The organism is Methanosalsum zhilinae DSM 4017 (assembly GCF_000217995.1).
Taxonomy (GTDB): Archaea; Halobacteriota; Methanosarcinia; order Methanosarcinales; family Methanosarcinaceae; genus Methanosalsum; species Methanosalsum zhilinae.
In genome coordinates this window covers 472225-486735 of the sequence record NC_015676.1, presented here as the reverse complement: position 1 = coordinate 486735, position 14511 = coordinate 472225, and the positions used below count along the sequence as shown (strand labels likewise).

19 protein-coding genes are annotated in these 14511 nt (G+C 39.1%); 2 read left to right on the top strand and 17 right to left on the bottom strand.

Annotated features, from left to right (window positions below; genetic code table 11):
* Window positions 1-9 precede the first annotated feature (9 nt).
* On the top strand, window positions 10-663 hold the full coding sequence (rnhB, locus tag MZHIL_RS02245) for a ribonuclease HII (protein WP_013897755.1): 654 nt from the start codon (window positions 10-12) through the stop codon (window positions 661-663).
* 51 nt (window positions 664-714) lie between these two features.
* Here rnhB and purQ read toward each other — a convergent pair whose 3' ends face one another.
* From purQ to MZHIL_RS02220, 5 genes are all read right to left on the bottom strand, one after another.
* Window positions 715-1410, bottom strand: coding sequence for a phosphoribosylformylglycinamidine synthase I (gene purQ / locus MZHIL_RS02240; RefSeq protein WP_013897754.1), 696 nt, complete (start codon window positions 1408-1410; stop codon window positions 715-717).
* Window positions 1410-1658 (bottom strand): phosphoribosylformylglycinamidine synthase subunit PurS, encoded by a 249-nt coding sequence (gene purS, locus MZHIL_RS02235; RefSeq protein ID WP_013897753.1) that lies wholly within the window; start codon window positions 1656-1658, stop codon window positions 1410-1412. Before purS ends, purQ begins: the two co-directional genes overlap by 1 nt.
* 102 nt (window positions 1659-1760) lie before the next feature.
* Window positions 1761-2396: a CDP-alcohol phosphatidyltransferase family protein gene (locus MZHIL_RS02230; RefSeq protein ID WP_013897752.1), complete on the bottom strand. Its 636-nt coding sequence runs from the start codon at window positions 2394-2396 to the stop codon at window positions 1761-1763.
* 20 nt (window positions 2397-2416) lie between these two features.
* The gene (locus MZHIL_RS02225) at window positions 2417-3271 is read right to left on the bottom strand and encodes an RPA family protein (protein WP_013897751.1); all 855 of its coding nucleotides are present in this window, start codon (window positions 3269-3271) and stop codon (window positions 2417-2419) included.
* Window positions 3264-4574, bottom strand: coding sequence for a Single-stranded DNA binding protein (locus MZHIL_RS02220; protein ID WP_013897750.1), 1311 nt, complete (start codon window positions 4572-4574; stop codon window positions 3264-3266). The genes MZHIL_RS02225 and MZHIL_RS02220 overlap by 8 nt, the downstream gene beginning before the upstream one ends.
* 286 nt (window positions 4575-4860) lie before the next feature.
* Here MZHIL_RS02220 and MZHIL_RS02215 point away from each other — a divergent pair, with 286 nt between their 5' ends.
* Complete coding sequence (locus tag MZHIL_RS02215; RefSeq protein ID WP_013897749.1) at window positions 4861-5061, top strand: histone family protein; 201 nt, start codon at window positions 4861-4863, stop codon at window positions 5059-5061.
* A 129-nt stretch (window positions 5062-5190) separates the two neighbouring features.
* Here MZHIL_RS02215 and MZHIL_RS02210 read toward each other — a convergent pair whose 3' ends face one another.
* The 12 genes from MZHIL_RS02210 to MZHIL_RS02155 form a co-directional block, all read right to left on the bottom strand.
* A complete protein-coding gene (locus MZHIL_RS02210; RefSeq protein WP_013897748.1) occupies window positions 5191-5439 on the bottom strand; it encodes a 4Fe-4S binding protein in 249 nt (82 codons plus the stop codon).
* Window positions 5440-5530: 91 nt separating this feature from the next.
* Complete coding sequence (locus MZHIL_RS02205; RefSeq protein ID WP_013897747.1) at window positions 5531-6046, bottom strand: COG2426 family protein; 516 nt, start codon at window positions 6044-6046, stop codon at window positions 5531-5533.
* Window positions 6047-6051: 5 nt separating this feature from the next.
* Window positions 6052-7005, bottom strand: coding sequence for a replication factor C small subunit (locus tag MZHIL_RS02200; protein ID WP_013897746.1), 954 nt, complete (start codon window positions 7003-7005; stop codon window positions 6052-6054).
* A 216-nt stretch (window positions 7006-7221) separates the two neighbouring features.
* On the bottom strand, window positions 7222-7563 hold the full coding sequence (locus tag MZHIL_RS02195) for a DUF4870 domain-containing protein (RefSeq protein ID WP_013897745.1): 342 nt from the start codon (window positions 7561-7563) through the stop codon (window positions 7222-7224).
* 11 nt (window positions 7564-7574) lie between these two features.
* On the bottom strand, window positions 7575-8378 hold the full coding sequence (gene rnfB, locus MZHIL_RS02190; RefSeq protein WP_013897744.1) for an Rnf electron transport complex subunit RnfB: 804 nt from the start codon (window positions 8376-8378) through the stop codon (window positions 7575-7577).
* Window positions 8379-8447: 69 nt separating this feature from the next.
* Entirely contained in the window at window positions 8448-9035 is a 588-nt protein-coding gene (gene rnfA / locus MZHIL_RS02185) for an Rnf electron transport complex subunit RnfA (protein ID WP_013897743.1), read from the bottom strand.
* Window position 9036: 1 nt separating this feature from the next.
* Entirely contained in the window at window positions 9037-9648 is a 612-nt protein-coding gene (gene rnfE / locus MZHIL_RS02180; RefSeq protein WP_013897742.1) for an Rnf electron transport complex subunit RnfE, read from the bottom strand.
* A gap of 21 nt (window positions 9649-9669) precedes the next feature.
* The gene (rnfG, locus tag MZHIL_RS02175; protein WP_013897741.1) at window positions 9670-10230 is read right to left on the bottom strand and encodes an Rnf electron transport complex subunit RnfG; all 561 of its coding nucleotides are present in this window, start codon (window positions 10228-10230) and stop codon (window positions 9670-9672) included.
* Window positions 10223-11143: an Rnf electron transport complex subunit RnfD gene (gene rnfD, locus MZHIL_RS02170; protein WP_013897740.1), complete on the bottom strand. Its 921-nt coding sequence runs from the start codon at window positions 11141-11143 to the stop codon at window positions 10223-10225. The genes rnfG and rnfD overlap by 8 nt, the downstream gene beginning before the upstream one ends.
* A gap of 2 nt (window positions 11144-11145) precedes the next feature.
* Window positions 11146-12498 (bottom strand): Rnf electron transport complex subunit RnfC, encoded by a 1353-nt coding sequence (rnfC, locus tag MZHIL_RS02165; protein ID WP_157209617.1) that lies wholly within the window; start codon window positions 12496-12498, stop codon window positions 11146-11148.
* 13 nt (window positions 12499-12511) lie between these two features.
* Complete coding sequence (gene mmcA, locus MZHIL_RS02160; RefSeq protein ID WP_013897738.1) at window positions 12512-14074, bottom strand: methanogenesis multiheme c-type cytochrome; 1563 nt, start codon at window positions 14072-14074, stop codon at window positions 12512-12514.
* Between the two features lie 8 nt (window positions 14075-14082).
* The gene (locus MZHIL_RS02155) at window positions 14083-14496 is read right to left on the bottom strand and encodes a hypothetical protein (RefSeq protein WP_157209616.1); all 414 of its coding nucleotides are present in this window, start codon (window positions 14494-14496) and stop codon (window positions 14083-14085) included.
* Window positions 14497-14511 lie beyond the last annotated feature (15 nt).

The following is a 14511-nucleotide window of genomic DNA, read 5'->3' as shown; positions in this document are numbered from 1 at the left end:
AGAGATATAATGACAATAATTGCAGGAATTGATGAAGCTGGTAAAGGGCCTGTCATAGGTCCTATGTGTATTGCAGGAGTGGCTATTGATGAAAGCAAACTGAATACCATAAAAAATCTCAAGGTACGCGATTCAAAAACTGTCACTGCAAGCAAAAGAAAAGAGTTCGCATATCAGATAAAAAAGTATTCAGATGACTGGTATATTTTTGAAATAAGTCCGCAGCAGATAGATGAACTGAGAAAGGTTATGACAATGAATCAGATTATGGTTCATGGCTTCCTGAAGGTCCTGAATAAGTTGAGGCCTGATAAGGCCTATGTGGACTCCGTTGATGTAAACTCTGAAAGGTTTGGATCGACACTCAAAATAAAATATTCAGAAAGCAATCCAGGAGCAAAGCAGATAGAGATCATATCAAAACACAGGGCTGACAGCATCTATCCAATCGTTTCAGCTGCTTCAATAATAGCAAAGGTCAGAAGAGATGAACTTATCGAAAAAATCAAAAAGGAAATGGGTATAGATTTTGGAAGTGGTTATCCTTCAGATCCAAAAACAAAAAAGTTTCTTGAAGAGTGGATTTGCGAGAATGATTCATTTCCAGAGTTTGTACGTCATTCCTGGAAAACATGTGATAACTTAATTAAGAAACATAAATAATCCTGATGTTTCGACATTCTGCAGTTTTCTGAATACCGGTTGCTACTATATTCAACTTTCTGATATATATTCGACCATGGACTGGAATATTTTCAATCCATCCTCAGATCCCAGCAAATGCTGTGAAGCCCTTTCAGGATGTGGCATCAGGCCAAGAACATTCTTTGTGTCATTGATGATACCAGCTATATTTTCCTTTGAACCGTTTGGATTTGACTTATCTGACACTGATCCATCCTCATCTGAATATCTAAACACTACCTGATCATTCAAATTCAGTTCAGACAGTGTTTCACTGCTAGCATAATAATTACCTTCTTTATGCGCAATGGGAATACGGATCACCTCTCCTTTTTTGAACATGCAGGTAAAAGGTGTATCTGTATTTTCAACTCTTAGTGATACCCATTCACATATAAACTTTGGATACATATTGGTTGCCAGTGCACCTTTTAGAATTCCGGATTCAGTAAGTATCTGGAAACCATTGCATATCCCAATTATCGGCTTACCGGTATCTGCCATTTTCTTTATTGATTTCATAATAGGAGTTCTTGCAGCAATCGCACCTGCCCTCAGATAATCACCATATGAGAATCCTCCTGGAATTACAGCTGCATCATAAGCTGTAAGGTCATCATTTTTGTACCATACCAGCTCAGCATTCACATTGACCACTTCATTTAATACATGCAGTACATCCATATCACAATTGCTACCTCCAAACTGAACAATCGCGATCTTCATTAAATTTCCCTCATACTGATAGTATAGTCATGGATTACTGGATTTGCAATCATCCTCTGACACATTTCATCCACAGTCTTTCTGGCATTCTCTATCGAATCTGAACTCAGTGTTATAATATATTTTTTTGCAGACTTCACTTCACTGGTCTGATATCCCAGGTGTTCCAGAGCACGTCTGATAGTAGTGCCTTCAGGATCAAGCATCCCTTTTTTTAGTTGAACTGTTATCTCTGCACAATACTCCATTTAGCAATCCTCGCAGTCATTTTATCTTATAATGTAAAAATCAAATATTCTTTGAATATTTTTCTGTTCATAGATACCTGAACATTTAAAGTTGTCTATTCATCACTCTAGATATTTTCTGGCATGCAATATTCTCTGTACTATTGTAATATGGGTTATTAGAGCTATAATAACGATCGCAATTGTAAGAAAGCCGGTAAATGCACCTATAGAAAGTAAGATCATTCTCTCGGATCTCTCTGCAAGACCTATATTCATATTAATCGCACCCTCCGCCTCAGCTCTGGAACGTGTATAACTGACAATATATGACCCAATCAAAGCCAGGATGCACCAGAACCATAGAGGCATTCCAAGAGCATGAGAATTGATAGCTATACTACCGGTAATAGATCCATAGATAACTCCTGCAAAAACAATTGCATCAGCATATCTATCACATACTGAATCAAGAAAGCCACCAAATGTTGTGATACTGTTATTTACCCTTGCAACAGCCCCATCCAGAAGATCAAACACACCACTTAAAAGTACAAATATTCCACCTATGATCAGAAAACCATTTGCAAACATTCCGGCAGCCAGTACACTTATAGCAAAACCAAGAAAGGTTAGTGTATTGGGAGATAGGGGTACAAATTTTGCAATAGGAATTATAGAAGATCTGATTGTAGATTTAAGCTGATTGAATATAATAATCCCCTCTTCTCTGATAGTTATTTGTTTTTGTTTTGTCACAGTTCCAATACTATATGAACTTATACCGGCTTCAATATACCTATCCTGGGCTCATAGCATTTTCCTTTGGACAGGACAGAACTGGTTGCTTCATCTATTTGTTCTTCAGATAAACCATGCTGCTTTGCTGTATCCATGAGTTTTTCATAGATAACTCCCCTGCCTTGATCCATTTCATTTAAAATCCTGAGAATTATTTTTTCATTGATATCCTTTGGGGATTCAGCTTCGGTTGGTTCAACTGATTTTAAACATTCCAGCAACATATTTCTCATCTCACTCAAATAGTCTTGCCCAGTGTTATATTTTTCAAGAGCTATCCGGATACCTTCTGCAATATCTGAAGAGATTCCATTTTCATCAAAATACCCGACAATCTGGTCAGTATCAAGTAATATCAGATCTGAGATTATATTCATTCTTTCAGTTGTCAGCTCTACAGTATCAATCACCCATCTATCTCTCATATACTCAGTTGCCCGGTTTATGGCCTCAGGACGAATAGAAATGAATTTTGAACCATCTCCGGGTTCATACATACGGGCTTTCCCCACAACTGATACAAAAACAGGAGTGTCAATTCCAGATAAAAAGACAGCTGCTTCCTGTTGATACTGTCCTGCATATATAGTAAATGCTCCTGAGGGGTCAACCATTCTTGCCCTCCATATATCATTATCTGTCCCTATGTTATCGACTTCAGTAATGACACCCACGGCAAAGAGTCGGTTGACCTTCGTACCCAATGGAGTTACAAGGTAATTTGGAGAGCGTGCATTGTTCTTATTTGAATCAGATGAACCTGATTCAATACTCAATATAGAATCATTTAACTCTTTTGCAAACACCCTTTGTGCAACTTCCCGGTCAGACATCAAGTTTGGCCCCCAGGAGGCTCAGCTTTTCATATATCCTCTCAATTCTTCCACATAGATCATCTTCGGGAAACCATGCAGAATCTGCTACCAGTATCATTCCAAAATCAGTCCTGGATGCATTTCCCCTAACTGCTATATATTTACCAATAAGGACATTTTTGACATCTTCAACAACCTGGTCATGAGACATTGTCCTTTTAACCATTTCTCCTACCTCATGCATTGACCTGCCATATACAGTTTCTGAAATATCCCTGTCAAGCATTACAAGAAGCGGCCCTGTACCATCATCGATAATAATCTTAATGCGCATATCCTTTATACCATCAACCACACCATGGGACCTACATGTGTTTTTCAAGATCACACGGTTACATTCAGGACATCTGTTAATAATTCCAGAACCCGGCCTGACGGAAATAATGTTTCCAATTGCAACTGCATCAAATACTCCATTTTTATTTAAGATATCTGCAATTTTTGTAGGTTCAGGAACTCCGCTCACCGACTCAAAAGTCAGTATACCATCCAGCCTGGGATCCAATATTTCAACTTCTGCATTCTCATCCAGGTTTATAGAGGGTAGACCTTTAAAAACCTCAACTGATGCGTTCTCAAAGCGTATAACATTCCCTATATCAACATCCATCATTCTGGAGATAAATGGAAGTTTTCCGGTCTCATCACCAATTACACCTTCAATTATTGTCATCTCCCGATCTCCTTCTTTGATGTTCCTGTGATACATTTTTAAAATGATTACTGTAGAAGTTACAAAAAGATCAGAAATATCAATATCCCTGATCTTTTTTTCCAGAATTTCCAGCAGATCCTCCACCGGAGGGATCAAATTATCCGGAAGTAAATTTATGCTGGAAAGTTTTCCAATATTTATTTCAAGGCGATTATTCCATATACGTGTAAGAGTATTATTTAAATGAACAGCGTCCCCTTTATTCAATGGATGACCATCCCATGAGGTAAAAGAGCATGCACCTGTTCTATCAGCAATAACTCCTGAATAGATCACTGATCTCTTCCCTTTTACATTAACATTCTTCTGTTTAACGTTGATTATCCTGCCCTTAATATCAATACCACTTAGCCCCGGTGAAAGCTCTCCAATATTTTTCAGTGTCGAGCCTGACGAAGACCTGAACTTTCGTATCACAGTACGCTTTGCCTCATCAAGTGGTACACGATAATTGAGTAAAATTTCAAGCTCCTTCTGTGCCTGATTCCTGCTTATTCCAAGTGCCCGGGTTAATTCTTCAATGTGGGGCGCTATTTTTTCATTCATATATTGCCTCCTTGGTGAGACGGTATTTGATAACTAACTTACATTACTTCCCAATAAATATATCCACTCAAAAATTATCAGTATAAACTATTCTGCAAATTATTGTTAATTGATCTTTAAAATTACTAATTTCAAATATGAGCATTTGTAAGAGCTTTATATCTATAAAAAAAGATATTATTGCCCCAAAATCAATGAAAAACTATATATATCCTGCATCGATATTAAAAAGCATTAATAGTACTAATAGACAAATTAAAATTAAAAGGAGGTAAGATATACGACAATAATACCATTTGCACCTGTTGAACGCCTTATAAGAAGTGCTGGTGCAGAAAGAGTCAGTGAAACAGCTGCTATTGCTCTTACAGACATGCTTGAAGAATATGGACTTGAGATTTCAAAAGAAGCAATAAAACTGGCACATCATGCCGGTAGAAAAACAGTCAAGGCAGAAGATATAAAACTGGCAAAAGAAATGTTGTGATACAACATTTCTGATGCCTTATATCTGATATCTTACAGAGAAACCATATTCCTATTTTTAAAACGGATTGATACTTTTTCGGTTCAATTCGCTATAAATAAAATAAATTTTTGTATTAGAGCGGCTACATTATTCAGACGGGATCTCTATTATTGTCAGTGATTCCACTGGGCAGATACGGGCACATGCACCACAGGCAATACATGTTTCTTCATCCAGTACTGCTTTACCGCTATATACTTTGATGGCAAGTTGTGCATCATCCGGATCAAATTCATCTTTTTTCTCAAGTTTTGTATTAACCGGACATATAGAAACACATATTCCACATCCTATGCAAATATCTGATTGTTCGATTCTTTTATTTTTTTTTGCCATACTAATTTCCTCGTGCGTTAAAGAAATATGAAATAATCCATATAAAACTTATAGCCATTCTATTTACATTCACAGATATGAACATTTCGCATCAATTAAAAGACCAAAAAAAACTGATCACATCAATACCCATCAAAGTAACCAGTGTTACAATAATTCCAGCAATAAGCACACCCAGTGATATCGCAAGCAGAGCATTGGTAAATTTTATCCCGAATACAAATGCTGCAACGCACGCTGTCCATGCCCCAGTTACGGGCAGAGGTATTGCCACAAAAAAAGTAAGTGCTAATGTACCATATTTTTCATACCTTTCTGTATGTTTCACCCGGGTCCTTTCAAATAACCATGTGAAAAATATATCAAATATTTTGAACCTGCGCAGGTATTGTGATACAGGCTCCAGATAAACTAACAGAATTATCACAGGGATCAAATTACCGATCACAGCAAGTATATAGACCATTACCGGATCCATTCCATATATCGTTATTGCAACCGGAATAGAGAACCTCAGTTCACCAAGAGGTACAGTACTGAGTAAAATAGTAGACAGCCATGACGGTACAGAAGACAGCCACTGAATTAATAGATCCTGTATTGACATTTCACTCAACTATTTGCAATAACAAAGTGTGCAAGGAGTGCTTGAAGCTGTATTTTTTCATTTGCCCCCTCTGTGATCCTAAAATCAATTTCACCAATGACATCTATAAGTTCAACCAGTTTTTTATCAGGAATGTCCAGTCCAAACATAGCCCTGTATATCTGGCCAACAACATCCTCACCTGAGAGCCCCTGCTCCAGCATCAGTGTATCCAGTTTTTCCCGTGCTGCAGAAAAATTTCCATCTAAGGCTATATTGATAAGCGTTTTTATCTCATCGGGATGCGCGGTAGCTGTGATCTTATAGATCATTTCTTTCTGGATAGTCTCATCAAACATCGCAGCTGCCTGAAGTGCATTAAGGGCTTTTCTCATGTCACCCTGAGCTACATATCCTATTGCATCAATAGCATCATCTGCAAGTTTTATTCCTTCAGCATCTGCAACATACCTTATGCGCTCCTTTACAGGTTCATCTGCAAGTGGTCGAAAACGATACACTGCACACCTTGATTGGATAGGCTCAATTATTTTGGAGGAATAATTGCATGAAAGGATGAAACGACAATTGCCTGTATAACGCTCCATGGTCCTTCGTAATGCAGATTGAGCATCTGAAGTAAGGGCATCTGCTTCATCAAGAAATATTATTTTAAAGTCAGCACCGCCGATTGGAGACGTCTTTGCAAAGTTTTTTATTTTAGTTCTGACAACATCAATACCTCTCTCATCAGATGCATTCAGTTCGGTGAAATTTTCATTCCATGAATCCCCAAACAATTCATGTGCTATTGCGACTGCCGTTGCAGTCTTGCCAACACCCGGAGGTCCTGAAAAAAGAAGATGGGGAAGATTTCTGGTTTTTACATATGATTTCAATCTCTCAATTGCTTCCTTTTGTCCGACCACATCATCCAGTTTCATTGGCCTGTACTTTTCAATCCATATCTCTTCCTTTATAGATAGCCCTCCAAAATCTCCCGGAATAAACCATATACAATAATAGTATTAACTGTAATAATATTAACCATCAATCCAATTATTCTGATAATATTAGATAATTTATATATCTCGGAGAATATATTAATCCTTAGGGAAATCTAATACTTCAACAAATAAATATTTGCAGGTTTGCCTGCAAATTGTAGAGCAAAAAATGCTAGAGTCATTTAGTCATTATTTCTGTACACCATAGGTATTGCGATAAGCAATATTACCTATTACAGGTATCTTGAACTTATCTCCCCTGTAGGCCTTAAAAGCCAGAACCAGCAGTAAGAGCATAGAAGCAAAGCCCATTATTTCTGCAATCAGCCATCCTGCAACTGGAATCCACCCAAGAACAAATATCAGTAATGATAAGGGAAGAAATAACAGAAAAGACTGCAAAGCATGGAATCTAACAAAGAGATTGTTCCTTTCGATCAGCATAAAAAGTATACCTGTTATCCAGAAGCCAATGTATGTTAGAACTCCTACCACGTTTTCATTAAGTCCAATTACGGTTTTGTATCTCATCTGAATCTCCCTCAATCACGAAGTTCTATCGTATCCTGCGGACATTTTTCAACACATAGGCCACATGCAGTACATTTTTCCTGGTCGATCTCTGCAAGAAAATCTGTAACTGTTATAGCATCCTCAGGACAAACTTTAACACATAGTTTACAGCCAATACAGCCCTTGGAACACAACGATTTTACAACTTTTCCTTTATCATGAGAACGACATCTTACGTGCACTTTCTCAGATAATGGGCCGAGTGAAAATATATCATTTGGACATGAGGCTACACATAGGCCACAGCTTGTACAGAGATTGAAATTAATCTTTGGAAGACGATCCTCGCCGATTGTTATTGCACCAAATGGGCATGCTCGAACACATGTACCCCTGCCCATACATCCGTAATTGCACTGCTTTTCGCCTTCTGAAAGCATCATAACTGCTTTACAGTCCTCAATTCCCACATAGTCAAACCTATCTACACAATCAACTCCACCTTTGCAGTGAACAACTGGATAATCAGGCTCAGTTTCGCCTCCTACATCCTGACCCAGAATTCCTCCCAGTTTCTCCTCAACTTCAAATCCGCCCAGTGGACATCCTGCAATTGGTGCACTCTCCTCAACAACCTTTTCTGCAAATTCTCCACATCCGGCATAGCCACATGCACCACAGTTTGCACCAGGAAGAACATCCATCACCTCATCAACAAGTGGGTTGGTCTCTACCTTAAATACACGGGAAGCCATAACAAGTATGACACCGATCACCACAGCAAGGCCTCCCAGTGCAGCAATTGATTGAATTATTATTGTCGTTGTACTCATATCAGTGCTCCATATCAGTATCTGCAAGGCTATTTATATTTTTCGGGTGAATTAGTGACAGAATTGATTTCATATAGGAATCACCTCAAAGTAGTTGACAAAAGCCATTGATAACATTGTTGCAGCAAAGAATGCATATGGAACTCCCTTAACTGCTGAAGGAATATTTACAAGACTGGAACGCTCCCTTACAGCAGACATCAGTATCATAACTATTCCAAAACCAATTCCTGCTGCTACGCCAAATACTATACCTTCTACGAAAGTGAAATCCTGTATTCTATTTAGCAAGACCAAACCTAGCACAGCACAGTTACTGGCAATTAAAGGAAGATAAATTCCCAGTGATTTGTACAATGGTGGAAGATGTTTTCTAATTATGTACTCAACCAGCTGAACCAGTGAAGCAATCACAACAATAAATGCAATCAGCTCGAGAAATCCAAGATTTAGAGGTACCAGAAGAAATGAAGCAACTGCAAATGTCACTGCAGAGGCTATTGTCATTACAAATATTACAGCTGCAGACATTCCCAATGCACTCCGGGTCTCTTTGGTCACACCTAAAAAGGGGCATAGACCCAGGAATTGAATTAAAATGAAATTTTCTATAAATACACCATCAAGGAATATTGTAAACAATGAATTTTCTGGCATTTTATCCACCTCTTTCAAGTAACTTGGCTCTTCGATAGTTCACCAGTGCCATAAGTACAGCTATTGTGAAAAATGCTCCTGGAGGCATTATCATAAATGTTGAAGCCTCTATTGGCATCTGAATCAGCGTTAAGCCAAACAGAACAATCTCACCGGTCCCAAATAGCTCTCTGATGGCTCCTATTGCAGCAAGAACTAGCAGGAAACCTGTACCTATCCCCAGTCCGTCTGCAACTGAAAAAGAAACTGGATTTTTACTTGCGTATGCCTCTGCCCTTCCTATGATCATACAATTAACCACAATCAAAGGAACAAAGACTCCAAGGGCAGTATGAAGAGCAGGTGTAAATGCTTCCATTACCATTCCAATGATCGACACAAATGTTGCAATTACAAGTATAAATATAGGAACCCTTATCGTAGGTGGAATATGGTTTTTGAGTGACGAAATGATTATATTTGCACATAACAATACAAACATACTTGCTGCAGCCATACCTATACCATTTTCCATTGACGTTGTAACTGCCAGTGTAGGACACAGCCCCAGAAGAAGGGCAAATACCGGATTGTCCTTTGTAACTCCGCGAAGAAACTCACTCCACAAATTCATAATATTCATCACCTATGAAAATTACATTGTTTCCTTAATTTCATCAATTTTTAAGTTCAAGGCTTCTACAACTGCTCTGGATGATACTGTTGCACCTGTAATTGAATCAACTTCACCAGTATCACGGGTCAGTGCCAGATTATCTACCTCAAGACCTTCAAATTGTCGTAGAAATTCATCATCCTTTATCCTATCACCAAGACCCGGAGTCTCACTCTGGGATACTATCTTTACTTTTATAAGTTCATTTAGCTCTGGATCTATACCTGCCGCTACCTCAACAGTGCCTGAATATCCCATTCTCGTTCCAAAAAAGGCATATCCTATCAGGTTTCCATCCTCATCAAGGGCTCTGTAGTATAATACTTCCCTTTCATCATTTACAGGATCACCTTCAACAGGTTCAAACTCGTGTGCCTGAGGAACAACATCTTCAAGAGCCGCGACCCTAGCCTGTTCTCTATTCAGTTCAATCTGTGTCTGGGTTGGCACATATACAAGTGCCAGTACTGCAGCTGCTACAGTTGCCAGCAGCACAAGTTTTCCAACTATTATAAAAGCTTCTCTGCTTGAATCATTCATCTGATGTTGACCCCCTGCGACCAATAGCTTGTTTTAATTTATTGTAAATATTTTCGATAAAAGAAGGGGACCCATATTCTTTTGGAAATGTACTTTTATCAACAAATGCAGTTACGCAGTTTGCAAGGAATATTCCGTAGATAGTTGCATATGCATAATTCACTGAGAAATATCCATAAATGAATGTTAGTAATCCGCACAAAATTCCATAGTACAGACGACCATCTTTTGTAACAGGTGAGGTAGATGAATCAGTTGCAAGGAAAAGAACTCCAAATATAAATACTCCTGTTATCACAAAAGAAATATTTTCACCAGCTACAAACGCCAGCAGAAGTGTGGTGGCAAAAAAAGCAACCGGAATTCTCCATTCCACATATCTCCTGTATATAAGGTACAGACCGCCAATCAGTGCAATTGGTGATACGTCTACAAGAAATCCTGCACCCGTTTCCAGGAGCAGGTCAGAAAACTGTTCTGTATATGGAAATGACAGTGGAGTCATATGCGCAGTCCACGCGATCATCAGGAATATCCATGATGCCAGAACCGGATTGAAAAGATAAGATCCAAGCCCACCAAATGCATGCTTTCCAATTATAATAGCAAAAGCTGCTCCAACAATGGGAATCCATATAGGAGCTTCAGGTGGTATCAATAATGCAAGCATTAAGCCTATTAGAACTGCGTTTCCATCTTTTATTGTTGATTTTTTGTCAAATATCTTCTGGATGGAAGCTTCCGCAATAACTGCTGTCAGCACACTTGCAATAATGATCCATAACGCAGGAATACCAAAGAAATAGATTGATATAATGCTTACCGGAACAAGAACAAATATTTTAGCCCACATTATTTTATCAACATTTATGTCCATTTTTTTGTGAGGCGGGGCTGAGATGGTGTAACTCATAATTACTGACCTCCATTTAGCAGACAACCCGAGTGCATATTTTCAGATTCCTGAATAGTTTCAGGATATACCTTCTTAAGCGATGCTTTAGCATATCTTATAAGCTGAAGTATATGAAGTTTTGATGGACATGTTGCTGCACATCTACCACATTCAATACAATTCATTACATAAAGATCCATGCACTCATCAAATCTTCCCCTGTCTGCAAGTATGGCAATCCTTGAAGGAACCAGATCTACAGGGCAGGCATCAACACATCTGGCACAATGTAGACATGAGCGCGCTTCATCAATCACCATTTCTTCTTTGCGCTGTGCATATATACTGATTGTAGTCTTAGTTACTGGCACTTCGTCAGTGTACTGAGCAATTCCGGTAATCATACCATTGACTATCAATTTACCAGGTTCCCCACTATACCCTCCGCATGCTTCTATTACATCTTTTAGAGGAGTGCCAATTTTGACCTGTATTTTCTTTGGGGATTTTACTGCACCTGAAACGGTAACAACAGTTTCATAAACAGGGATTCCATCGTGTACTGCATCATACACAGCTTTGGAAGTTTTCACGCTGCATACAGCAACTCCAACCTCAGAAGGATCACAGCTGATTGGAACTTTTCTGCCAGTTATATTGTATGTAAAAAGGTTAAGCAGACTTTTACCATACATAGGATCCTGTGAAACTACTACAATATCGGTTCCAAGATCCTCATAGTAATAATCAATTCTCCTCTTACCAATCAAAGGAGCTACATGGACTGGATTACCATCAAGGGTTGCACTTTCAAAAGCTTCAATTGTTTCAGGGTCATCCTTGCGTACAACAATAGCCCCACGTGGTGCTTCAGCTGCACTCATAAGAAGCTTCAACCCACTGATTATCTGGGATGCATAGTCTGCAGGAGTATCATATTTACCCTGAATCCATTCAGAAGATGTAGCATTTATGACTACAGTATCAATTTCTTTTTTGGTATTGAGCAGGATGTGTGTAGGGGTTCCAAAATGTTCAACTATTCCTGCTTCCTTTATAGCCGAAATGATCCCCTGTGGTGATAAAGCACCAGCAGGCACAAAATCTACAGATTCCTGATTTTCGTCCGGCTTGATGATAACACTTTCCACACGGTTACCACCTGGATGGGGTACTTTAGCTATAGATGTAACCTCACCAGAAACACTGGAATGAACGCAGGAACAATAATTTGCAGAGCATTCTCCTATTTTCTGACCCACGAGCACTCTATCACCAGCACTAACCACTGGATCACATATTACACCGTCGTGCTGTTTTAGTGGAATAATTACTTTTTCCAGTATTTTATCCAATACCTCAATTTCGTTCAATGAATAACACTCCTTAAAAAGCTGGTTCTCTTTCAATCTGACCTGGTGGTTGTCTTGGGTAAGTGACTGTTACATCCATATCTGACCAGTTCGTAGGCGGATCGGTTTCAGCAGGATCTCTATCATAGCCAAGGAATGCCCAATCCATAGGAGGTCTTACTTCATGACACTGCAAACAGTCAGCTGGCTCTTCACCAGGACCAGGGAAGTGTGCCTGCTGCAAGAAATCGGTTGCTGAAACTCCATGACAGCCATCACATGATAATGGTTCTGACAGTCCTTTCATGGAACCTGCTATATTATGATTGACAGGATAAAATAGATCAACTGTTCTCAATATTGCATCAGGATAGTCTGGTTCTCCATCTCCTGTAATATCAACAGAGCGTATCTCATCCAGAGTTACTACTCCATCGCCATCCATATCTGCAGCCTTTACATGGGATACCGGTATAGGGTTGCCTATAGATGTACTTGTGTTAGGGTTCTGCACCACATCTTCATCTATGCCTGCATCCCACCAGCTTCCGGTGATGACATTAAATGGTGTCATTTTCACATCTGGATCATCCATATCTGCAGATGCTGGAAGCCCATTACTGGAATGACCGTACCAACCAATCAGTGGAGTGAAATCTTCACTTCTTATTTCATCAGATCGATATCCGTCCTTCCAGCTGAACTTATCAAGGGGAGATGCACGTTCCATCCGATCTGCTCCCGCAAGTTTTGGAATATGACATGTCTGACAGGTCATGAAATCAAGATGTGCATCAGCAATCGGTCCATGAGATATACCTTCATGACATCCACTGGCTTCACATGACGGCATTACATTTGTCAGTTCCCCATGTTCCGGTGGTGTGGTGGTTAGTGTGCTGCTTCCAATCTGATGATCCGTTGTAACATGACAATCTATACATTTTAGATTTGCATGAACGTCATATTCTGAGTGTATATCTTCAGCCCATGTAACAGCAGTTGTTTCAACTTCCTGAAGATGACAGGATTGTGCACAGGCCTGGTTTGATGGTCCGCCATATATAGGATCATGTATGGCTATTACAACAGGAAGAGGAGTTAAAACATCAAGCATATAGTTTGCAATATAATAGGGTGACTGTTGCAGTTCCAGACTTGCATCCTCAAATGCCCTGAAGTTTGCTTTTTGGAATTCTCCTCTCTGCATGGCTTCAACCCTTTTATCAAAATCATATCTATCGGTCTGATCGTGGCAGATTAAACAATCTATATCAACACCATATTCTTCAAGAGGACCGCCTCCAGGGTGGTATATTCCTACTTCTTCGGCCCAACGATTCATTCCATCGGCTTCAATATTGATGTTTGTAAGTGGGGACCATTTTTCAATATCTGTCTGGACATGATATGACTGCTGAGCATCACTATACACATTCATATGGCATCCGCCACATGTTCGTTCTGACCATTCACCATCTGTCATATAATGCTGGGAATGTGAATCAAAACCTGCATAGCCCATATAGGCATTTACACCTGCAATAGCAAACACGCAAACGGTAACTGCCACCAAAATAATGTCCAGCTTACTCATAATAATCCTCAATTATCTTCTTTCTTTGAAGCGTTTTCAAGTTCTTTGATAACTACGCTGATAACATTCCTCAGTCGATCTTCATTTAGTACTTTCATGTCATCAGATACATATTTGTTAAGATCAAATCTCTTGGTTGTTTCAAGAACATTAAAATCAAATATCTTGGACATCAGACTTTTTTTGCCGGTATATCCAATAAAACTCATATCCAGATGATTTCCTACATAATATGCTTTAATCTCAATTTTTTCCAGTGATGAACCAGGTTTTCTATAAATAAAATTAAAATAATTCTCAGCAAAATGGTTTTCTACAGCAGTCCAGCCATATCCTTCAATGATATGGTGGATTGCAACCATGAGATATTTATCCTTACCTGCCTTCTTCGGAGTTTCGCCTGCAATCTTCTCGTCAGTCATAATAAATACCCAGTT